The following is a 21,926-nucleotide window of genomic DNA, read 5'->3' as shown; positions in this document are numbered from 1 at the left end:
AACATTGCTCTGAAAGCGGGAACGCTTTCTCATAAAGAGTAACAGAACGACCGTGTAGTGCGACTGAAGCTCGCAATACCATAAGCCGTTTTTGCTCACGGATATCAGACCAGTCAACAAGTACAATGGGCATCGTATTGCCCGAACAGATAAAGCTAGCATGCCAACGGTATACAGCGAGTCGCTCTTTGTGGAGGTGACGATTACCTAACAATCGGTCGATTCGTTTGATGTTATGTTTTGTTCTCGCTTTGGTTGGCAGGTTACGGCCAAGTTCGGTAAGAGTGAGAGTTTTACAGTCAAGTAAGGCGTGGCAAGCCAACGTTAAGCTGTTGAGTCGTTTTAAGTGTAATTCGGGGCAGAATTGGTAAAGAGAGTCGTGTAAAATATCGAGTTCGCACATTTTGTTGTCTGATTATTGATTTTTGGCGAAACCATTTGATCATATGACAAGATGTGTATCTACCTTAACTTAATGATTTTGATAAAAATCATTAGGGGATTCATCAGAACTGAGCATAAATTTTAAAAAATAATCAGATTTAAATAGATAAATAAGAAAATAATTAAAAAAATATTGATAAATGATAATAATTATTATTTAATTCACCGAGATTATTTTTATGAATGGATGTTATGAAATCATTTGATGTAAGTGCGTTTTACGCTTCAAACTCAGTTTTACCTTTTAAAGATCGTTGGGCAGTAATGCCTTTACAAGCAAGTTTACCAGTATCACCTCAAGAATTGGAACAACAATGGAGTATTGTTCAAAATTCAGATCTATCTGGACGAAAACGTCTAATTTATATACATATTCCTTTTTGTGATATTCATTGTCAATTTTGTGGATTTTATCAAAATCCTTTGCGTAAATTTGATACCAACACTTATATTGATTACTTATTACAAGAGATATCCCTAGAAATTAACAATAAAGCGATGCAGTCTGCGCCAATTCATGCTATTTATTTTGGAGGTGGAACACCTTCAGCTTTAGCTGCAGGACAATTAGCTCGTGTAATAAATTATCTAAAAAAACATGCTCCTCTAGCACCTGACTGCGAAATTACTGTAGAAGGGCGAATTTCTGATTTCGATGAGGATAAAATTGATAGTTACATTGAGGCTGGGGCAAACCGTTTTTCGATAGGTATTCAAACCTTTAATACCGAAATTAGACAGCGATTAGGACGCCAGTCTTCTGAAAAGGAAATTATTAAAAGTTTTGAACGTATTGCTGCACGAGATAGTGTTGCTTTAGTTTGTGACCTTATGTTTGGACTACCTAATCAAACTCCAGTTACTTGGCAAAGAGATTTAGAAATCGCCGATCAATTGCCTCTCGACGGGATTGATCTTTACTCCTTAAATCTTTTACCAACAACTCCATTAGCTAAAGGTGTTGAAAATAAAAGAATAGAGATTCCAACAGTAACTGATAAGTGCGATTTTTATCATCAAGGAGCTAAATATTTAGATAGACAGGGATGGACTCATTTAACCAATGCTCATTGGGCTAAAACGAGTCGTGAACGGAATTTATACAATTTTTTAATCAAACAAGGCTCACACTTTTTTGGATTTGGTTCTTGTGCTGGTGGAAAGCTAGACGGGCAATCATATATGATCCATCGTGATTTAAATCAATATTATGCCTTATTAGATCAAGGTAAAAAGCCCCTAATGATGTTAACCGGTAAACCATTACTCGGTGACTGGCTGCATAAATTACAAGCAGGTATAGAAAAAGGGCGTGTTGATCTAACGCAACTTACCAATCAAGCTGAATTATTTGATCCATTAATCAAGCAATGGCATGAAGTAGGATTACTACAAAATGAAGATCGTTGTTTACGATTGACTTTATCGGGACGTTTTTGGTCAAGTAATATTGTACAAGCTTTGCAACAGCTTTTACTACAGCTTAATAATCCTGAGCATATTGAATTACAAAAGAAGATGGCACAAGCTAGACAAGCCATGCAACAAGGTAATGGTATGCCTAAATCTCACCCACATATGCAAAACATCCAAGTAAAAACAAAAAATTAAAGGAAATTACTATGGCAGATAAACAAACCCTTTTAAGTAATCTTGCAACTTATATGCAATCTAACCCTGAAGAATTACTAGAGAAAATTGCCCAAGATCATAAAGTCACTATGACGCAAGTGATCCAAGCAATACCTGATGCAAAAATCGTAGATGGAAGTAACTTTGATACAATTTGGGAAGAAGTAACAACTTGGGGTGACGTATTGTTTTTAGTTCATACTGGTGACATTATTGCTGAAATTTCAGGTGAATTGCCTCCTGGAACTCATAGCCAAAAATACTTTAACTTACGCCATCAAAAAGGGTTAAGTGGTCACATAAAAGCAGAACATTGCCAATATATTGCATTTATTGAAAGAAAATTTATGAAAATGTCGACTGCTTCTATTATATTCCTTAATCATTTAGGTCAATCAATGTTTAAAATTTTTGTTGGGCGTGATGAAAAACATCAATTAAAAGCAGAACAACTTGAAAAATTTAGAGCTTTAGCAAAAAAAATCAATTAATTTTAAGAAACAATAAAATGAAAACAGTAATTATTTTTGGTGTAAGTTCAAAGCTAGGAACTGGTTATCAAGTATCTCAATTAATCAAACAATGCCACCCTGAGTGGCGTTGTATTGTATTAGTTCGTGATGCCGATTTTGCAAAACAATTATCTGAACAAGGTATTGAAACTCATGTTGGCGATGCAACTGACGTTGAATTAGTGAAACAGATATGTCAACAAAACGGTAGTGACGCGACAGTAATTTCAACTTTAGGTGGAGAAACGGGTAATTACATTGCTCAGCGCATTATCATTGATTGCGCAGAACAGGTTGAAATTAAACAAATGATATTAGTGACCTCGCTTGGTTGTGGTGATTCATGGTCAACATTATCCTTACGAGCTAAGCAAGCATTTGGTAATGCGGTTCGAGAAAAATCACTAGCTGAAATTTGGTTACAAACCAGCTCATTAAATTATGTGATCTTAAGACCAGGTGGTTTACGAGATGGAGAAACAACCAATCGCGGTGAATGTTATTTCGCTAAGGAAGTTCATGGTTTTGTATATCGCAAAGAATTAGCCAGAATAATCATTGATAAAATTGCTAATCAACAATTTGATAACCGAGCATATAGTGTTGTTGACCCAAGCTTAGCGGTGAGTTATTAGTATTAAAAATATGAGGTTAATCGGTGCGAAAATCTAGTCAACAATTATTGTTATTGGGATTATTTGCTTTACTATTAATTTTAATTGTCTATTCGGCAAACTCAGGCGCATTAAAACTTTCTTTTAATCAATTAATGAGTATGTCATTCAATGATCCTTTATGGAATATTTGGTTCAATATTCGATTACCTAGAATTATACTCGCAGTAGTAGTTGGTATGGCATTAGCTAGTGCTGGCGCTGTTATGCAAGGATTATTCAGAAACCCTTTAGCTGATCCTGGTTTATTAGGTATTAGTAGTGGTGCAAGCCTAATGGTAGGTATAACGATATTATTTCCTGCCGTTTTTCCTCCGATTATGATGCTTTATGGAAAAATGATTGCTGCATTTGCTGGTAGTTTATCTATCTGTATTCTTATATACCTCTATAGTCTTAATGAACAATGTAATTTAGCTAAAATGATTTTGTTAGGGGTCGCAATTAATGCCATCATTGGCTCAATATTGGGAGGACTCAGTTACATTAGTGATGAATCACAATTACGTCAACTTTCGTTATGGTCAATGGGACATTTAGGAAAAGGCTCTTGGGACTTGGTCATTGTATCCATTTCATTAATTTTACCTACGTTATTATGTGTTATTAAACTTGCTCATCATCTCAACATATTACAGCTGGGGGATGAAGATGCTCATTATTTAGGTATCAATGTTGAACGCACTAAACGCTATCTATTATTACTTAGTGCTGTACTGATTGGTACTTCTGTTGCAGTGAGTGGCATTATTGCTTTTGTTGGATTAGTTGTACCTCACATGATTCGTTTACAAGTCGGTGCAAACCATAAATGGCTAATACCTGGCTCTGCATTAGGTGGTGCTTGTTTACTTTTATTAGCTGATACTTTAGCTAGAACATTAGTTGCTCCAACTGAAATTCCTGTCGGTCTTTTAACCAGCCTAATTGGTGGTCCGTATTTTCTTTGGCTTATTCTGAGACATAAATAACTGATGGAGATTTATTGTGTTAACCGCTAAAAATTTAACATTTGGTTATGGTCGTCGAATGATAATTAATGATGTATCTTTATCAATAAATTCAGGCGAAATTGTAATTATCATTGGTCCTAATGGCGCAGGTAAGTCCACTTTATTGCGTTTACTAACAGGTTATCAAAAACCATTATCTGGTGAATGTTATCTATTAGATAAACCATTATCACAGTGGCCACAAAAACAATTAGCAAAAATAAGAACAGTTATGCTTCAACAAAGCCAACTTACTTTTCCTTTTAAAGTAAAAGAAGTAATAGCAATGGGACGAGCTCCTTATGGCAAAATACATTTTGATGAATCAATTCACGAAGTGATGGTACAAACTGATTGTTTACAATTTGCTGACCGAGATTATAGAGGTTTATCCGGAGGAGAACAGCAAAGAGTTCAATTAGCTAGAGTCTTAGCTCAATTGTGGCAACCGCAATCTAATGAAAAATTATTATTTTTAGATGAACCTACCTCTGCACTTGATCTTTATCATCAACAACATACTTTAAGATTATTAAAGCAGTTAGCTATTAAACAGAAATTGGCTGTATGTTGCATCTTACATGATCTCAATTTAGCTGCTTTGTATGCTGATAAAATTATTCTTGTTAACCAAGGAAAAATTGTAGAACAAGGCGTACCATCTGAAGTATTAACTGTTGAAAATATCAATCGATGGTATGGTGTTGAATTAGGTGTTTATAATCACCCTAAACATTCATCAATACCTCAAATCTATTTAAATCCCTAAAGGATAAATCTAATATCATCCGCTCCATTTTCGTTCAAAATGAGTATATAATTAAGCAAACTTAACAATTGGGGCTGATGATGATTAACGAAAATAGTAATAATTCTATTCTGGTTTCAGATCTACTTGCAGCACACCCTGTCTTTAGTTGTCAATTGGATGGGAAGGGCAAAGCCAACCCTTTAAATGATAAAAGTGAAGCTTCAATTTCACAACCTTATTGGATACATCTTGATTTTGCTAAAAGCGAAACAATCAATTGGATTAACCAAACAAATTTAATTCCAGATCTTGTCAAAAATGAATTGATTAAACCCAATCAGTTTCCTAAAGAAATTCGCTTTGATACAGGCATTTTAGTCGTACTTAAAGGTGTTAATTTTACACCTAATGAGCTACCTGATCCTATCGTCACTTTCCGATTTTATATAACTGATAATTTTATAATATCAACTAGGCACCAAAAAATTGATGCCATCATCAAATTAAAAGAAAATTTAGAAAAAGGTATTGGCCCTGTAGATGTTGCTGATTGGCTAATTCAACTTTCTGAATTAATTTGTGATCAAGTTAATTTATCTTTTGATGGGGTTCACAATAAAATCATCAAATTGGAAGATCTATTATTAAATCAACGGATTTTTTCTCACAAGGAAATTGGAAGAGTTCGTAAACAACTTTTTATATTACGTCGTTTACTTTCCCCACAGCGCGATATATTTGTCAAAATTTCGACTGAAAGAATATCTTGGATTGATGACAATGATCGCCAGCGATTGCATGACATTTCTAGCCAACAAAATCACTATGTCTCTGAAATTGATAGTTGTTTGATTAGAATTGGTTCCGTTATGGAACAAATTAATAGCATTTTGGCCGAATCGACCAATAAACGTATTTATTTAATGTCCTTGTTTACCATCATTTTTACACCAATTACTTTTATCACTAGTTTGCTTGGTGTTAATTTGGCCGGCATTCCGTTCAATGAAAAAGAGTGGTCATTTATTGGGTTAATATTACTATTAATTCTGATCAGTATACTTTCAGTGGTATGGCTTAAGCTAAAAAAATGGTGGTAAAAAATTAAGCTTAAATATGAAAAAGGAAATATATTGATGTATTTTGATAAAATTATTAATAAAAAAGATATTGAATCATTATTTCAAAGTACAACTCAAACAATTATTCAAGCTTATTGGGAAGGAAATATCGGTTTTGCATATGCTGATGATTTATTGCGGCCTACATCAGTAGCAATTAATCTTGGTTGCTTCTTTTTTTTAGCAGGTCAACCAAACCAGCAAATGCTTCACTATATTCCAAAAGTATATAGTGATGATTATGCAATTCTTATCCCTATTGATAAAACTTGGCAAAATTTAATTGAAAATGTATATCGCAACAATTATGAAAAAATTACACGTTATAGTTTTTATACTCCTACAGAATTTGATATTCAGAAACTACAATTAATTATCTCAAAATTACCTGAAAACTATCAATTAAAAGCTATTGATGAAAAGTATTATCAGCAAATTCTCAATCTTGAATGGGCTAAAGACTTGTGTAAAAACTTTAATTCATACTTGGATTTTGAAAAATCAGGATTGGGATTTATTATTTTAAAAGATAATGTTATTGTTTCTGGTGCATCATCTTATTTAGCATATAATAATAGTATCGACATTGAAGTCGATACAATAGTTGAGGAAAGGCGAAAAGGACTTGCATTGATTAGTTCGGCAAAGTTAATTTTAGCTTGCCTAGATCGTCAAATAACACCTAACTGGGATGCTCACAACAAGCCCTCTTTAAAGCTTGCTACTGAGTTGGGTTATATTTTAAATCAACCCTATAATGCTTATGTCGTTTGGAATTTATGATTAACACTAATTATTATGCAATCTAAAGAACCTTATCGTCTATTTATTGCCGAAAAACCGAGCTTAGCTAGAGCTATTGCTGATGTTTTGCCTAAACCCCACCAAAAGGGAAATGGATTTATCAAAGCCAGTAATGGTGATATTGTTAGCTGGTGTATTGGGCACTTATTAGAACAAGCAACACCTGAAATATATGATGAACGCTATAAAAAATGGGTTTTAGACGATCTACCCATTGTTCCTGCAAAATGGATATTGATACCCAAAAATAGTACCGAAAAACAATTTAACACCTTAGTTGAATTGATTAAATCAGCTGAACAAATTGTACATGCGGGTGACCCAGATAGAGAAGGGCAATTATTAGTTGATGAAGTACTTAACTATTGCCAGTTACCACCAGAAAAGCGGAAAAGTATTCAACGTTGTTTAATCAGCGATTTGAATGCTAGCGCTGTTGAAAAATCACTTGAGCAATTACGTAGTAATCAAGATTTTATCCCATTATCTACTTCTGCTTTAGCAAGAGCAAGAGCTGATTGGTTATATGGGATGAATATGAGTCGTGTTTGTACTCTTGTGGGGCAACGAAGCGGTTATCGTGGTGTACTTTCTATTGGGCGCGTACAAACACCGATTTTAGGATTAGTGGTTAGACGAGATTTAGAGATAGCGCAATTTGTTCCTAAACCATTTTATGAAGTTTATGCCATATTACAAACCAAGGATAACGAAACCTTCAAGGCCAAATGGCAACCAAGCGAGGCATGTGAACCTTATCAAGATGAAGAGGGCAGAGTTTTAGTTAAAGGTTTAGCAGAAAACGTTTGTCAACGAATTAAAGATCAGACAGGTACTATTGATAAAGTAAGTAATAAAAAGAAAGAACTTGCACCACCTATGCCATTTAATTTATCTGCTTTACAAATTGAAATGGCAAAACGAAATGGTCTAAGTGCACAAGATGTACTTGATATTTGCCAATCATTATATGAAAAACATAAATTAATTACCTATCCTCGTTCAGATTGCCGTTTTTTGCCGGAAGAGCACTTAACACAAATTAATGGTGTAAAATCTGCGATTGAAAACAATTGTTCTGCGTTACAATTTGCAATTAATAATGCTGATTTCACTTTACGTTCCAAAGCTTGGAATGATAAAAAAGTTGAGGCTCACCACGCTATTATTCCAACATTGCGTAAAGTGAGAACCGAAAGTTTATCTAGTAATGAGTTAGCCGTCTATCAAGTGATTGCTACACAATACTTAGCACAATTTTATCCAGCTTATAAATATGCTGAGTTACAGATTGATGTTGATATCAATGGTGGTAAATTTATCTCTAAAGCCAATCAAATGTTGGACGAAGGCTGGAAAGTACTGTTTAGAAGTAAAAATTATCAAGCAGAGAACGATACCGATAATAGTGAGAATAATGGTTTATTAACTAAGTTAGTTAAAAAAGGCGAATCAGTCCTATGTATTGATACCGAATTACTTAGTAAAGAAACTCAACCTCCAAGACCATTTACGGATGCGACTTTACTTTCTGCAATGACAGGTATAGCTAGATTTGTTAAAGATCCTGAGATAAAAAAAATATTACGCGAAACTGATGGATTAGGTACTGAGGCAACAAGAGCTGGTATTATTGAGCTTTTATTTAAACGTCAATTTTTAACGCGTCAAGGTAAATCAATTCGTTCAACGAAGGTAGGCCAAAATTTGATTTTATCATTACCGGAAAGTGTTTCAATGCCAGATATGACTGCACATTGGGAGTTACAGCTTGAGGAAATTAGTAAAAAAGAATTCAGTTATCAACAATTTATGTATCAATTAAATTCGTCTTTGCTTACATTAGTTGAACAGTTAAAAAATTCAAGATTGAAAATTCAATCATAAATTTCTATTACCAAAAGGACAATAAATAGTTTTTTTATTATTTATTGTCCTGTCTAATAATAAAATCTAAATAATAATTATTCTCCTAAATCCGTAGACTCTTTTTTGTCAATTTCTTTAGAGAGTGTATCAATTGGTCTATTTTCATCGAGGATTTTAGCAAATACTTTATTTGCTCTAGTTAAAAATTGTTTATCCTTTAAAAGGATGCGGTAACTATTTAATCTTTTTAATGGTCCTTTAGCAAATTGCGCAATAATGATTATTAGAACAAAAATCGTCAATACAGAAATAATGACATTAATAATCCATTCTGATTTGAAAATAGTATGGAGATTATATATAACCATAAAAAAGGTAAATAGACTAACAGCAGCAGTTAAAATCACGTCTTTAATTAAAAAAGGTCTAAGAAATGTAATACGGTTTTTTTCAATACCGAAATATTGAGTTAATTGATTTAATTGACTCAATTCAATAACATTATGAATATCTGCATTAACAACAGAAATAGCAATTCTTTCTTTGTTAATATTGCCTGGTTTATAAAAACAAACTTTTTCCCAAATCAGTTTTTTCTTGATATTGTTTAAATAATCTTTTTGATAACTAGGTTGAGGTACTTTTTCTAATATATCTGTATATCTAATAATATTGTCAAAGTAATTATTAGGTGTGTTTCTTTTATAAATAAAGCCAATAATTGATAGAGCGAAGATAATAAATAAATTAAACCAATTATCTTGCAACAATTGAGTAATATCCATCCAATTTAACCAGTGTTGTTAACAATTGGTTAATTGTAACTGATATTATGTAAAACGGGTATTAATTCTACATTTCATCATCCTAGTAGTGGTGTTTTTAATCAATTGCAACTTTATTACAAGTAATCGGTTGACTTCTTGAATGCAAAAGCGTATAAAATGCTCGCCTTTGAGCTTTTCTTACTTTTTTAACGATAAGAGATGGTTAAAAATGAGGTTTAAGAAAAGTTGAAATACAAAGTGATGAGTTCAATTTACAGGAGAAATATGGACAGTCAATCGGGTCACCCCAAACTATGGGGAGATAAATTCAAACACATCATTATCGGTTAATGAACCTGTCTAAATAGTTATTTTTTCAGTTCACAAGCCGAAATTGATAAAAACGGTAACGGTGAACGATATGCAGTTTTCTACACGCTATCACACAAATTCAAAATACCTTTGTGCTCATAAAGCACTTTTGCGAGTGTTATATCTGACAGATAAGCATTTAGAGCCACCTAGTTGTATCTAACTTTTAATTAATATTATTTTTAATATTTTTATTTCATGTTAAGCCTTAACTGCAATGGTTAGTTATTGCTTTACGTTTAAATTTTAGTCGATAAGAACTTAATAACTCCTAGTTTAACGTTAACTAAGAGCGGGTTCCTTTTGCCTGAAAAATAGATAGGTACAAACTATGATTAAAAAAACATCTCAAGTAAAGACAGATAATACTTTAAACATAAAAGCACTTGAAGAAGCTCAGAATAGCTTAGATAGCATTTTGTCTAAATTTCAATCAAGTCTTTCGGGGTTAACTCAAGAAAATGTAAAATCTCGATTGGAACAGTATGGTAAAAATGAAGTGGCTCGAGAAAAAGTGCCATCAGCTTTTGTTCAGTTACTTTTAGCTTTTAAGAACCCATTTATATTTGTACTATTAATATTAGCACTGGTAAGTTTTTTTACTGATTACTGGTTGCCATTACAAAACGGTGAAGAGACAGATCTAACTGGAATTATTATCATTTTAACCATGGTAACACTTAGTGGATTATTGCGTTTTTGGCAGGAGTTTCGTTCAAATAAAGCTGCTGAAGCATTAAAGTCAATGATCCGAACTACAGCCACAGTTCTACGCCGTCGTAATAAAAATATGCCAACTGAGCATATTGAAGTTCCTTTAAGCGATATCGTTCCTGGAGATATTGTGTTTTTATCAGCTGGGGACATGATTCCTGCCGATATTCGTTTAATCGAATCGCGAGATTTATTTGTGAGTCAAGCGGTGTTAACCGGTGAATCAATTCCAGTTGAAAAATATGACACCTTAGGCGCGGTATCGCAAAAAACGACAGAAGAGATAGATTCTTCAAAAATTGATAAGGACAATGTACTTGATGTAAACAATATTTGTTTTATGGGCACCAATGTAGTGAGTGGAACAGCTAAAGCTATTGTTGTTGCAACAGGTGCTGATACACATTTTGGTTCATTAGCAAAATCAATAGTGGGTTCAAGAGCCGAAACCTCATTTGATCGCGGTGTAAATAGCGTAAGTTGGTTACTAATTCGCTTTATGTTAGTGATGGTTCCGATTGTATTACTAATAAATGGATTTACCAAAGGCGATTGGGGGGAAGCAACATTATTTGCATTAGCTGTTGCTGTTGGTTTGACGCCTGAAATGTTACCGATGATTGTTAGTGCAAATCTAGCTAAAGGTGCTGTTGGCATGGCAAAACGAAAAGTTGTGGTAAAACGTTTGAATGCTATTCAAAACTTTGGCGCGATGGACATTTTATGTACTGATAAAACAGGTACTTTAACACAAGATAAAATTATTTTAGAACATCACTTAGACATTAATGGGCAGATTGATCCATCTGTTTTACAACTGGCCTGGCTCAATAGTTACTATCAAAGTGGAATGAAAAACTTGATGGATAAAGCGATCATCCGTTTTGCTGAAGAAAAAACCAGTGTTAAAAAAGTGGGTGTAGGTCTTTATAAAAAAATTGATGAATTACCATTTGATTTTGTTCGCCGTCGTTTATCGGTTGTTGTACAAGGCAATGATGAAAATCATTTAATGATCTGTAAAGGCGCAGTTGAAGAAATGCTATCTATTTCAGATTTTGTTTATGAAAACGGCGAGTATTTACCGTTAGACGAAAATCGTAAACAAGCATTGATTGAACTTGCACACAATTATAATAAAGATGGATTTAGAGTGTTAGCAGTAGGTGTAAAAGATATTTCAGCATCACAAACTAAAGCTCAATATAGTGTCCAAGATGAAAAATCATTAGCCATTCGTGGGTTTTTGACTTTCTTAGATCCACCTAAAGAAAGTGCTTATGAAGCTATTTCTGCATTGAATGAACATGGCGTTGGCGTTAAAGTTCTAACTGGTGACAATGAAATCATCACGATTAAAGTATGCCGAGAAGTTGGCTTAGAACCGGGTATACCTTTACTTGGTAACGACATTGAAAAAATGAGTGACGCTGAGTTAAAAGAGCAAATTGAGCAACGCACTATTTTCGCTAAGTTGACTCCATTACAAAAATCTCGAATCATTAGATTGTTACAAAGTAATGGTCATACTGTTGGATTTTTAGGTGATGGTATTAATGATGCGCCAGCGTTGAGAGATGCAGATGTTGGTATTTCAGTGGACACCGCTACTGATATCGCTAAAGAATCAGCTGATATCATTTTGCTTGAAAAAAGCTTACTTGTATTAGAAGAAGGTGTAATTTGCGGACGCGAAACTTTCGGTAATATTATGAAATACCTAAATATGACCGCAAGTTCTAACTTTGGTAACATCTTCTCTGTATTAGTGGCTAGTGCATTTCTACCATTTTTACCAATGCTTGCGATTCATTTGCTTATCCAAAACTTATTATATGATATCTCACAATTATCATTACCTTGGGATAAGATGGATGAAGAGTTTTTACAAAAACCTCGTAAATGGGATGCACAAAATATTGGACGTTTTATGATCTGGATTGGACCAACATCCTCTATTTTTGACATAACAACATATGCATTGATGTGGTTTGTTTTTGGTGCTAATAGTGTTGCAGCTGAATCATTGTTTCACTCAGGTTGGTTTATCGAAGGATTGTTATCACAAACTTTAGTTGTACATATGCTAAGGACTCAGAAAATACCATTTATACAAAGTACCGCGGCATTCCCAGTAATAGTAATGACTATGCTAATTATGGCGGTGGGTATTTATATTCCTTTTTCACCAATAGGTAGCCTAATTGGTCTTCAACCATTACCATGGTCCTATTTTCCATGGTTAGTTGCAACATTATTAAGTTACTGTGTGGTTGCTCAAATAATGAAAAGGATTTACATAAAACGCTTTGGACAATGGTTCTAAAATAACAAAATTGATGTAAGTGACGATGTTGCTTACATCATTAACTAAAGAAGTATAAATATTGAACTAGTGTGTTATAGTAGTGATGAGTACACATATTGATAAATATAATTGATAATAATATTTGTATAAATAATCGAGCTTTTTAGAAATGTTTTTAAGGAGCCTATAAATAACAATAAGAGGAGTAAAAAATGAAAACCCCACACAAAAATTTAATTACACTAATCAAACATCGCAAACTGAAAAAAGAACAAGAGAAAGTTAATAAATAACTTTCTATAAATGATTTGCAAAAATTAAACCCCACAGCTTGGGGTTTTATAACACAATAAAGCTTTATAAGCTTATATTTGATGAGTTATTTAGAAGCTTTTTTCAAAATTTCGTAAAGTTCATCTTTTAATTTTAGCTTCAGTTTTTTTAGACTTTCAATCGTTTCCGAAGTATCAATTGCAATACCAGACTCGATATTTTTAATTTTTTGATCGAGCTCATTGTGCTCATCAAATAATTTTTGGAAATGTAAATCTGAGTTTTTTAGTTTAGAGATTAAATCACGGTATTCTGGAAACATACAGCCTCCTTATAAGATTAATTAAAATAATAGCAGTTAACAATAATTCAGCTTACAATATTCTCAATTGTTTTAATAGCAATTTTTGAATGGGAGATGTCTATGAATGAAAAGATCGTTATTGCAAAAAGTGAAGGTAATGATTTATACATCCTTGCATCGTTGGCTAATCGCCATGGTTTAATTACCGGTGCAACAGGTACAGGTAAGACCGTAACCCTACAAAAGATAGCGGAAAAATTCTCGCAGATTGGTGTACCCGTGTTTCTTGCTGATGTAAAAGGTGATTTGACCGGTTTAGGGGAGAATGGCCTATTATCTGAAAAATTAAAAGCACGGCTAGAAAGTATTGGTGTAAAAGATTGGCTTCCTAATTCTTCTCCTTTAGAAATATGGGATGTATTTGGTGAAAAAGGTATTCCCGTTCGCAGTACAGTTTCCGATATAGGTCCTATATTATTAGGGCGATTATTAAATCTAAATGACATTCAATCTGGCGTTCTACAATTAGTTTTTAAAATTGCCGATGATAATGGATTATTATTACTAGACTTTAAGGATTTAAGAACATTCATCCAATTTATTGGTGATAACGCTAAAAAATTTACTACCCAATATGGCAATATAAGTTTATCAACTATTGGTGCTATTCAACGTGGATTGCTTACTTTAGAACAGCAAGGTGCTGAATTCTTTCTAGGTGAGCCGATGTTTGATATACATGATTTAATGCAAACTAATGCTGATGGTCGTGGTGTTATTAATATTTTATCTGCCAGTAAATTATATAATTCACCAAAATTATATTCAGTATTTTTACTTTGGTTATTATCAGAACTGTTCGAGCATTTACCAGAAGTAGGTGACCTTGATAAACCAAAACTTGTATTTTTCTTTGACGAAGCACATTTACTTTTTAATGATATTTCTCCCGCATTATTAGAAAAAATCGAACAAGTTGTTCGCCTTATTCGCTCTAAAGGAGTGGGGATTTATTTTGCTACACAAAGCCCAACCGATATTCCAGAAACTATCCTTGGTCAATTGGGTAATCGAGTGCAGCACGCATTACGAGCATTTACACCTAAAGATCAAAAAGCAGTCAAAGTTGCAGCCCAAACCATGCGAGCTAACCCAAATTTTAACACTGAAAAAGCTATTATGGAGCTTGGGGTAGGAGAGGCTTTAATTTCATTTCTAGATGAAAAGGGGCGCCCTAATATTGTTCAACGCGGAATGATAATAGCGCCAGAATCAAAAATGGGGCCTATGGATATAGAAAAACAGTTGACGATTATTCAAAAATCTCGCTTTTATGATAAATATTCAAAAACCATCGATCGCGAATCAGCCTACGAAAAACTTAAACAGGGTTTTAGTATAAATACTGAAAATAGTCAAAATTCAATAGAAACTGATTCCAATCAGAATCCATCTGATAAAGAGGAACATGGTGGTATAATGGACTTTTTAAGTTCACTTATTTTTGGTAGAACCGGCCCAAAAGGTGGACAGCATGACGGTATCGTTCAAAGTGTTGCTAAAAGTGCGACCAGACAGATGGTAAATCAAATTGGAAGACAAATTACTCGAGGAATCTTGGGTGGTTTCAAAAAATAGGTTAGATTAATAAACTACAAAAAGGAGTTATAGATGTTAAAATTGTTTATTGAATGGTACAAAAAACGCTTTAGCGATCCTCATGTGGTTTCGTTAATGATTGTTATCATTGTTTTATTTTTTATCATCTATTTTTTCAATAAAATTTTACTGCCTATTTTGATTGCTATCGTTTTATCTTATCTACTAGATAGACCGGTTAAGTATTTACAACAAAAGAGAGTTCCTCACACATTAGCTGTTGTTATTGTACTATTTGTATTTATGTTTGTCGGCTTAACCGGAATTATGATTTTGTTACCATTGATTTGGCAACAAGGTGTTAGTTTAATAACAAATATTCCAAATATGTTGAATTTTGTTAATAAATTCATCACATCATTGCCTGAACATTATCCGGAGCTTATCGATGTTGGTCTATTTGACTCAATACTCCAAGGTATAACTAATAAAGTCATGCAAACAGGTAACTCATTGCTCCAGTTTTCAATCAGCTCACTGTTTAGCTTAGTTTCTGTTGCTATAAATGCGGTATTAGTTCCGATTATTATGTTTTTCTTATTGAAAGATAAATCTAAGATATGGGGATATTGTTCGAAAATATTACCAAAAAATCGAACAATATTAAACAAAGTAGCTACAGAGATGGATCAACAAATATCTAATTACATAGTCGGTAATGTTTTACACATCATTATTTTAACTGCCTGTGTCTATATTCCATTTTGGTATTTTGGTTTAGATTATGGATTATTGTTAGCAGTGTTAGTTGGTGTTTCAGTGCTTATTCCTTACATTGGTATTATTATTTCAAGTATCCCTATTGTCCTAATTGCACTTTTCCAATGGGGGGTTACTGCACAATTTGGATATTTAATGTTCTTTTATATCCTTATTCAGGCTCTTGATGGCAATTTATTGGTTCCTTATCTTTTCTCTGAAAAACTTAACTTGCATCCTTTAGTGATTATTGTAGCTGTTATCATTTTTGGCGGGTTATGGGGATTTTGGGGCGTATTTTTTGCTATACCGTTAGCAACTTTAGTTAAAGCGATTATAAATGCTTGGCCAAATCTTGAAGAGATTAATAATATTAAAAGTGAAAAAAAAGCAGATTAATGAAAATATAATCTGCTTTAATTAGAAGTGTTAACTATGGTTCTTAAGATAATCTAAAACCACAGTGTGATGGTTGGTCGTTTTGAAGTCATCAAAGACTTTCTCGATCTTACCATCTTTACCAATCAAAAAGCTTATACGATGGATACCGTCATAAGTTTTTCCCATAAACTCTTTTTCGCCCCAAACACCAAACGCTTCAGAGGTTTTATGATCCTCATCTGAAAGTAGCGTAAAATTCAACAATTCTTTATCAACAAAACGCGATAGCTTTTCAGGTTTATCCGTACTAATACCAATAACAACTACATTATATTTCTTAAAATCGTCAGCACTGTCTCGTAAATTGCAAGCTTGTACTGTACAACCAGGAGTCATCGCTTTCGGATAGAAATAGAGCAAAATACGCTGACCTTTGAAATCTTTTGAACTAATTAGCTCACCATCCTGATCAGGCAGAGAAAATTGAGGTGCTTTTTCACCTTCTTTTAAAGGATTAACCATAAATTTATTACCTATGTTAATAGTTAAAATTTTAATCGCTATGGGTATAATTTACTATATTTTATCAAATTAACTTATGTTTTTAAAAAAACGACTAGCTGCATCAATCGTATGATCGATTTCTTTATCTGTGTGCATAAGTGACATGAAACCTGCTTCGAAAGCTGAAGGCGCAAAGTAAACCCCTTCGGCGAGCATATGATGATAGAATTTTTTGAATAATTCAACATCACAATTCATTACATCCTTATAACTGCTCACTTCTAGAGCATTTGTAAAGAAAAATCCAAACATTCCTCCTGCATGATTAACCACAAACGGAATATTATATCGTTTTGCTTCTGCATATAGGCCATTAACTAGTGAGGCAGTTTTTTCTTCTAACTCTGAATAAATACCAACATCCATTAACTTTGTCAACGTGGCATAACCCGCTGCCATAGCAACAGGATTCCCTGAAAGTGTTCCTGCTTGATAAATTGGTCCAGTTGGTGCTAATTGTTGCATAATTTCAGCACGCCCGCCAAAAGCACCTACAGGCATACCGCCACCTATAATCTTACCTAAGCAAGTCAAATCAGGAACTAAATCATAATATTCTTGAGCTCCGCCAAGTGCAACTCTAAACCCAGTCATTACCTCATCAATAATTAATAAAGCCCCGTAAGTATCACACAAGCTTCTTAATCCTTGTAAGAACGATTTTTTAGCTGGGACACAATTCATATTACCTGCCACAGGTTCAATAATAATTGCAGCAATTTCATTAGGATATTGCTCAAATTGTTTTTTTACTGATTCTAAATCGTTATAATCACAAACTAATGTATGTTTAACAAAATCCTCAGGCACACCCGGTGAAGTAGGGTGTCCAAAAGTGAGCGCGCCAGAACCGGCTTTAACAAGCAAATAGTCAGCATGTCCATGGTAACAACCTTCAAATTTGATTATTTTGTCACGTCCTGTATAGCCTCGTGCAAGGCGAATTGCACTCATAGTTGCCTCAGTGCCGGAATTCACCATACGTAACATTTCTATTGATGGAATCAATTGTGTAACTAGGTTAGCCATTTTTGTTTCGATTTCGGTTGGCGCACCATAACTCAAACCATTACGAACAGCGTTAATAACTGCATTGGCAACATCAGGGTCATTATGACCTAAAATCATAGGTCCCCAAGATCCGACATAATCAATATAAGCTTTTTCATCAACATCATAAATATAAGCACCATTAGCTTTCTCTATAAATAATGGCGTACCACCAACTCCATTAAAAGCACGTACAGGTGAATTAACACCACCTGGCATAAAAGCCATTGCTTCGCGGTAAAGTATTTCAGATTTAAATGTTTTAAGCATAATTATGGTCTTCTTTATAGTAATTGTTGTCGTATTTATTCATAAAATTAACTTAAATTCAAGCAAGCTATTACAAATTTAACTAATTGATGTTTTCATTTTGTATTTTATTTTTTCAAGAGTATATAATATATCAGTACTTAAAGTAGGAGAATAAAATGAGCGATGCGTTACCCATTAATTTTACTGATGCTGCTGCAAACAAGGTAAAAACTTTAGTAACGGAAGAAGAAAATCCAAATCTTAAATTAAGAGTCTATATCACTGGTGGTGGTTGTAGTGGATTCCAGTATGGTTTCACATTTGATGAAAAAGTAAATGAAGATGATCTGGCGATCGAAAAAAATGGTGTCTCACTTATTATTGACCCTATGAGTTTACAATATCTTGTTGGAGGCACTATAGACTATATTGAAGGATTGCAGGGTTCTCGTTTTGTTGTTGATAACCCAAACGCAACTACAACCTGTGGTTGTGGATCATCTTTCAGCGTCTAATTAGTAACAAAACATTAGCCAAAATTTTTATTTATATTAAATCCAAATTTTAAGGGAATTGATTAAAATTTCCTTAAATGTGACAAACATTGAGCAGTTAGACAATTATTTTAATTTTTTTATTGACGTAAATTTTAAGATAGGTAAAATGCACAGCATCCAAAACGCAGTTACCTTTCGGTAATAAGTTTTGAGCCCGGGTGGTGAAATCGGTAGACACAAGGGATTTAAAATCCCTCGGCCTTTTTGGCCGTGCGAGTTCAAGTCTCGCCCCGGGCACCATTAAAAACACTTTTTTTGTAAGCGGGAATAGCTCAGTTGGTAGAGCGCAACCTTGCCAAGGTTGAGGTCGCGAGTTCGAACCTCGTTTCCCGCTCCAATTTTTTTTCAATCATTATCCTCAATCAAATTTATCATTGAAATTCATTACTCAATTCGTATTACAAATAAACTATCTAGATTTTTTTCATAGCTAGAAATATTCAATTTTTTATAATCTTTTAAAAAATGCTCCTCCAATTTCAATTCTGAGATGATTATTTAAAAAATTTATCTAAATTAACAATAATTAATTAATAAAACTATTTCAAAGATTATTTTTCCTTTTATTCAGATACTTTTACCGCTAATATTGAGCCAGTTAATTTTATAAGATTTTTAAATTTGTATTGGAGTATTAACTAATGAGTAATCACAGCTCATATTCGATAGCTGGCTCTATCTATGCTAATTACATTATTCAAAGTATCGCTTTAATAGTAATTATGCAATTTTCTGTCGAAATTTCTGCACAATTAAAAACTGATGATGTTATAGGTATTGGTTACGTTGCATCAGGAATAGGATATGGAAAAATATTATTAATGTTTATTGGAGGAATACTATCTGATAAATTTGGACGCAAACCATTTATCCTTATGGGCATGTCTTGTTATATTATCTTTTTCGTTGGGACTCTCTTTTGTCACAATATACATGTTGCATTTTGTTTGGCTATGTTTATTGGTGCTGGAAACTCATTTTTAGATACCGGCTCCATGCCTGCTTTAACCGAATGCTTTCCTCGTTCGGCAGGTACTGCAAGTGTTTTAATTAAAGCATTTATTTCAATAGGAACGTTAGTCTTACCATTCATTGTTACATTCTTTCATGCTTATGATTTATGGTATGGCTATGCTTTCATCGGTTTTGTTACTTTTATCATTATTAATTTTTTACTTTTAGCGCCAAGAACATTTCCTTCCAAAAATACAGTTATTTGTGGCAATGAAGGCCATAGTGACTATTTCATTGGTAAACCGAATATTTTCTTTGAAGGTATTTTATTAATAATTATGGGCTTCACCACCACTGCAACCTTTGTCATCATTTTACAATGGCTACCTGCGATTGCAGAGAAAGGTATAGGAATGGAACCAATCGCTTCCAAACAATTGATCAGTTATTATAGTACTGCATCAATAATTTCTGTGTTTACAACAGCCTATATTGTTAAAAAATTCATAAAACCAATTTATTGCATTATTATATTGCCGTTACTTTCTGCATTAACTTTATTAATGTTTTTATTTAATCTTAATCCTACAATGAGTTTAATTGTGGCAATAGGAATGGGATTAACAGCAGCAGGAGGTATATTACAACTCACCTTAGTTGTTATGCAGCAGCTATTTCCTGATCGTAAAGGGTTTGCAGTTGGAACAATGTATACTTTCAGTGGTTTATCATTTATTGTCATTCCCCTAATAGTCCCTAAGTTAGCATTAATCAATGTTAGCTATGCTATCTTAGTCGATCTAGTTGTTGCATTATCAAGTGTAATATTAGGATTAATTGTTTATTCACGTTTCAAAAAAGTTATTGATATGAATAAAATTTAATTACTTTCAGCAATACTAAAAAAGCACCTTATCACGATAAGGTGCTTTACGATGATAAGTAATTTAAAGTAAAAAAAATGGTAAATTAGTAAGCCTAGAATTTTTAGAAAGTTATCTTAAACATCAAAATAATACTGGAAAGTATTTATCGCTGATTTTCGTGTTTTTTATGGCTTAATGTTGGTGTTTTTAGTATTAATCCTAGGTTTGAAAAAACATCTAAGAATTATCAAATGCGATTATATAATTTGAGAAAAGCTTAATAACAGTTAGGAGTTACTTTATTAAGCAAGAATTATCAATTATCACCGAGCGAGGTGGTATTGAGGTAATAACATTACTAAAATCTTTACATGAAATGCCAACTTCAATTTAGCGTAGTGATGATGAATTTTTATTGAGTCATTCTCCAATTGAACGAGCAAAAATGTATCTATAAGATACGAAAAGATTACTTAAAAAACTCGCTGAATTTTAATCATTAATAATTGGAGAGAAGCATGAGAGCTAATATTGATGGACACTTTTTATTAATTGGATTAATGGCATATCCAATTCGGCACAGCTTATCACCAAAAATGCAAAATATAATTTACTCTAAATTAGATATTCCCTATGTCTATTTAGCTTTTGAAGTGACGCAAGAAAAATTACCTGATGCTATAAAAGGCTTACGTGCATTAGGTTTACGCGGTAGTGCTGTTTCAATGCCGAATAAACAACTCGTGTGCCAATATTTAGATAAATTAACACCAGCAGTAGAGCTTATTGGAGCCTGTAATACCATTTCAAATGATGATGGAGTATTAACCGGATATAATACTGATGGAATAGGATATATGCGCTCATTAAAAGAGGCGGCTGTTGATGTTATAGGTAAAAAGTTGACTTTACTTGGTGGAGGCGGTGCTGCAAGTGCTATTGCCGTACAAGCCGCATTAGATGGCGTTAAAAAGATTTCAATTTTTAATCAAAAAGATGAATGCTTTGACAAAATTGTAGAAATAGTTAACCGAATAAATGCAAAAACTGACTGTGAAGCAGTAGTTTATGATTTAGCTGATCACTCAAAATTACGTCAGGAAATTGCTGAAAGTGCAGTATTATGCAATGCTACTGGTATTGGTATGAAGCCGTCAGAAGGAAAAAGCTTAATTACCGATCCAACTATGCTAAGAAAAGATCTCGTCGTAACCGATTGTATTTACAGTCCACGTAAAACAAAATTATTAGAAATAGCCGAATCGCAAGGTTGTAAAACGTTAAACGGTATCGGTATGATGTTATGGCAAGGTCATGCACAAATTAAAATTTGGACAGGAAAAGAAGCTCCAATTGATTATGTTAAAGAAAAAATGGGCTTTAATGATTAAAAATTTTAGTTAACTT

The 21,926-nt window shown here is 33.4% G+C and carries 17 protein-coding genes, 2 tRNA genes and 2 pseudogenes; 16 read left to right on the top strand and 5 right to left on the bottom strand.

Annotation, left to right across the window (positions count from 1 at the left end; all coding sequences use genetic code 11):
* Window positions 1–403 (bottom strand): annotated as a pseudogene (locus tag J3U27_RS05720) (IS4 family transposase); the annotation flags it as partial.
* Between the two features lie 224 nt (window positions 404–627).
* Between J3U27_RS05720 and hutW the strand changes: the two are divergent.
* The 8 genes and pseudogenes from hutW to J3U27_RS05680 form a co-directional block, all read left to right on the top strand.
* Window positions 628–1,941, top strand: a pseudogene (gene hutW / locus J3U27_RS05715) (heme anaerobic degradation radical SAM methyltransferase ChuW/HutW); the annotation flags it as partial.
* Window positions 1,942–2,066: 125 nt separating this feature from the next.
* Window positions 2,067–2,567 carry a heme utilization cystosolic carrier protein HutX gene (hutX, locus tag J3U27_RS05710; protein ID WP_267336919.1) on the top strand — a complete coding sequence of 167 codons (501 nt, stop codon included), beginning with the start codon at window positions 2,067–2,069 and terminating at the stop codon, window positions 2,565–2,567.
* A gap of 17 nt (window positions 2,568–2,584) precedes the next feature.
* The gene (locus J3U27_RS05705) at window positions 2,585–3,223 is read left to right on the top strand and encodes an NAD(P)H-binding protein (RefSeq protein ID WP_267377042.1); all 639 of its coding nucleotides are present in this window, start codon (window positions 2,585–2,587) and stop codon (window positions 3,221–3,223) included.
* A 23-nt stretch (window positions 3,224–3,246) separates the two neighbouring features.
* A complete protein-coding gene (locus J3U27_RS05700; RefSeq protein WP_267336918.1) occupies window positions 3,247–4,233 on the top strand; it encodes a FecCD family ABC transporter permease in 987 nt (328 codons plus the stop codon).
* A gap of 16 nt (window positions 4,234–4,249) precedes the next feature.
* The gene (locus J3U27_RS05695; RefSeq protein ID WP_218058400.1) at window positions 4,250–5,023 is read left to right on the top strand and encodes a heme ABC transporter ATP-binding protein; all 774 of its coding nucleotides are present in this window, start codon (window positions 4,250–4,252) and stop codon (window positions 5,021–5,023) included.
* An 80-nt stretch (window positions 5,024–5,103) separates the two neighbouring features.
* Window positions 5,104–6,105, top strand: coding sequence for a zinc transporter ZntB (gene zntB / locus J3U27_RS05690; RefSeq protein WP_065562483.1), 1,002 nt, complete (start codon window positions 5,104–5,106; stop codon window positions 6,103–6,105).
* 36 nt (window positions 6,106–6,141) lie between these two features.
* A complete protein-coding gene (locus J3U27_RS05685) occupies window positions 6,142–6,909 on the top strand; it encodes a GNAT family N-acetyltransferase (RefSeq protein ID WP_065562484.1) in 768 nt (255 codons plus the stop codon).
* A 15-nt stretch (window positions 6,910–6,924) separates the two neighbouring features.
* Window positions 6,925–8,817, top strand: coding sequence for a DNA topoisomerase III (locus J3U27_RS05680; RefSeq protein ID WP_267330277.1), 1,893 nt, complete (start codon window positions 6,925–6,927; stop codon window positions 8,815–8,817).
* Between the two features lie 77 nt (window positions 8,818–8,894).
* Here J3U27_RS05680 and J3U27_RS05675 read toward each other — a convergent pair whose 3' ends face one another.
* Window positions 8,895–9,584: a hypothetical protein gene (locus tag J3U27_RS05675; RefSeq protein ID WP_267377041.1), complete on the bottom strand. Its 690-nt coding sequence runs from the start codon at window positions 9,582–9,584 to the stop codon at window positions 8,895–8,897.
* Window positions 9,585–10,269: 685 nt separating this feature from the next.
* Here J3U27_RS05675 and mgtA point away from each other — a divergent pair.
* Window positions 10,270–12,978 carry a magnesium-translocating P-type ATPase gene (mgtA, locus tag J3U27_RS05670; RefSeq protein WP_065734202.1) on the top strand — a complete coding sequence of 903 codons (2,709 nt, stop codon included), beginning with the start codon at window positions 10,270–10,272 and terminating at the stop codon, window positions 12,976–12,978.
* A 361-nt stretch (window positions 12,979–13,339) separates the two neighbouring features.
* Here mgtA and J3U27_RS05665 read toward each other — a convergent pair whose 3' ends face one another.
* Window positions 13,340–13,555, bottom strand: coding sequence for a YdcH family protein (locus tag J3U27_RS05665; RefSeq protein WP_065562488.1), 216 nt, complete (start codon window positions 13,553–13,555; stop codon window positions 13,340–13,342).
* A 102-nt stretch (window positions 13,556–13,657) separates the two neighbouring features.
* Between J3U27_RS05665 and J3U27_RS05660 the strand changes: the two genes are divergently transcribed.
* Both J3U27_RS05660 and J3U27_RS05655 read left to right on the top strand, forming a co-directional pair.
* Complete coding sequence (locus J3U27_RS05660) at window positions 13,658–15,175, top strand: helicase HerA-like C-terminal domain-containing protein (RefSeq protein ID WP_267377040.1); 1,518 nt, start codon at window positions 13,658–13,660, stop codon at window positions 15,173–15,175.
* Window positions 15,176–15,208: 33 nt separating this feature from the next.
* Window positions 15,209–16,294: an AI-2E family transporter gene (locus tag J3U27_RS05655; protein ID WP_065562490.1), complete on the top strand. Its 1,086-nt coding sequence runs from the start codon at window positions 15,209–15,211 to the stop codon at window positions 16,292–16,294.
* A gap of 30 nt (window positions 16,295–16,324) precedes the next feature.
* Here the strand turns inward: J3U27_RS05655 and bcp are convergent, their stop codons facing one another.
* Window positions 16,325–16,798, bottom strand: a complete 474-nt coding sequence (gene bcp / locus J3U27_RS05650) for a thioredoxin-dependent thiol peroxidase (protein ID WP_065562491.1) — start codon at window positions 16,796–16,798, stop codon at window positions 16,325–16,327.
* Between the two features lie 69 nt (window positions 16,799–16,867).
* Window positions 16,868–18,160 (bottom strand): glutamate-1-semialdehyde 2,1-aminomutase, encoded by a 1,293-nt coding sequence (gene hemL / locus J3U27_RS05645; RefSeq protein ID WP_267330279.1) that lies wholly within the window; start codon window positions 18,158–18,160, stop codon window positions 16,868–16,870.
* 158 nt (window positions 18,161–18,318) lie between these two features.
* On the opposite strand from hemL, the gene erpA reads away from it, so the two are divergent.
* The 5 genes from erpA to J3U27_RS05620 all read left to right on the top strand — a co-directional run bounded on the left by erpA (window position 18,319) and on the right by J3U27_RS05620 (window position 21,910).
* Window positions 18,319–18,657 (top strand): iron-sulfur cluster insertion protein ErpA, encoded by a 339-nt coding sequence (gene erpA / locus J3U27_RS05640; RefSeq protein ID WP_065734199.1) that lies wholly within the window; start codon window positions 18,319–18,321, stop codon window positions 18,655–18,657.
* A 194-nt stretch (window positions 18,658–18,851) separates the two neighbouring features.
* Window positions 18,852–18,939 (top strand) — tRNA-Leu (locus J3U27_RS05635).
* Between the two features lie 21 nt (window positions 18,940–18,960).
* A tRNA-Gly gene (locus J3U27_RS05630) sits at window positions 18,961–19,036 on the top strand.
* Between the two features lie 304 nt (window positions 19,037–19,340).
* Window positions 19,341–20,537 carry an MFS transporter gene (locus J3U27_RS05625; protein WP_065734198.1) on the top strand — a complete coding sequence of 399 codons (1,197 nt, stop codon included), beginning with the start codon at window positions 19,341–19,343 and terminating at the stop codon, window positions 20,535–20,537.
* A 500-nt stretch (window positions 20,538–21,037) separates the two neighbouring features.
* Window positions 21,038–21,910: a shikimate dehydrogenase gene (locus J3U27_RS05620; protein WP_267377039.1), complete on the top strand. Its 873-nt coding sequence runs from the start codon at window positions 21,038–21,040 to the stop codon at window positions 21,908–21,910.
* Window positions 21,911–21,926 lie beyond the last annotated feature (16 nt).

It is taken from the genome of Gilliamella sp. B2911 (assembly GCF_026536965.1).
In the GTDB taxonomy this organism is placed as follows: domain Bacteria; phylum Pseudomonadota; class Gammaproteobacteria; order Enterobacterales; family Orbaceae; genus Gilliamella; species Gilliamella apicola_E.
Note: the sequence above shows the minus strand (reverse complement) of the source record. Positions and strands in the feature narration are given on the sequence as shown.

What these genes read in the sequence shown, in the direction of transcription:
- hutX (WP_267336919.1), top strand. Translation starts at nt 2,067, where the DNA reads ATGGCAGATAAACAAACCCTTTTAAGTAATCTTGCAACTTATATGCAA.
- J3U27_RS05705 (WP_267377042.1), top strand. Translation starts at nt 2,585, where the DNA reads ATGAAAACAGTAATTATTTTTGGTGTAAGTTCAAAGCTAGGAACTGGT.
- zntB (WP_065562483.1), top strand. Translation starts at nt 5,104, where the DNA reads ATGATTAACGAAAATAGTAATAATTCTATTCTGGTTTCAGATCTACTT.
- J3U27_RS05685 (WP_065562484.1), top strand. Translation starts at nt 6,142, where the DNA reads ATGTATTTTGATAAAATTATTAATAAAAAAGATATTGAATCATTATTT.
- J3U27_RS05680 (WP_267330277.1), top strand. Translation starts at nt 6,925, where the DNA reads ATGCAATCTAAAGAACCTTATCGTCTATTTATTGCCGAAAAACCGAGC.
- J3U27_RS05675 (WP_267377041.1), bottom strand. Translation starts at nt 9,584, where the DNA reads ATGGATATTACTCAATTGTTGCAAGATAATTGGTTTAATTTATTTATT.
- mgtA (WP_065734202.1), top strand. Translation starts at nt 10,270, where the DNA reads ATGATTAAAAAAACATCTCAAGTAAAGACAGATAATACTTTAAACATA.
- J3U27_RS05665 (WP_065562488.1), bottom strand. Translation starts at nt 13,555, where the DNA reads ATGTTTCCAGAATACCGTGATTTAATCTCTAAACTAAAAAACTCAGAT.
- J3U27_RS05660 (WP_267377040.1), top strand. Translation starts at nt 13,658, where the DNA reads ATGAATGAAAAGATCGTTATTGCAAAAAGTGAAGGTAATGATTTATAC.
- J3U27_RS05655 (WP_065562490.1), top strand. Translation starts at nt 15,209, where the DNA reads ATGTTAAAATTGTTTATTGAATGGTACAAAAAACGCTTTAGCGATCCT.
- bcp (WP_065562491.1), bottom strand. Translation starts at nt 16,798, where the DNA reads ATGGTTAATCCTTTAAAAGAAGGTGAAAAAGCACCTCAATTTTCTCTG.
- hemL (WP_267330279.1), bottom strand. Translation starts at nt 18,160, where the DNA reads ATGCTTAAAACATTTAAATCTGAAATACTTTACCGCGAAGCAATGGCT.
- erpA (WP_065734199.1), top strand. Translation starts at nt 18,319, where the DNA reads ATGAGCGATGCGTTACCCATTAATTTTACTGATGCTGCTGCAAACAAG.
- J3U27_RS05625 (WP_065734198.1), top strand. Translation starts at nt 19,341, where the DNA reads ATGAGTAATCACAGCTCATATTCGATAGCTGGCTCTATCTATGCTAAT.
- J3U27_RS05620 (WP_267377039.1), top strand. Translation starts at nt 21,038, where the DNA reads ATGAGAGCTAATATTGATGGACACTTTTTATTAATTGGATTAATGGCA.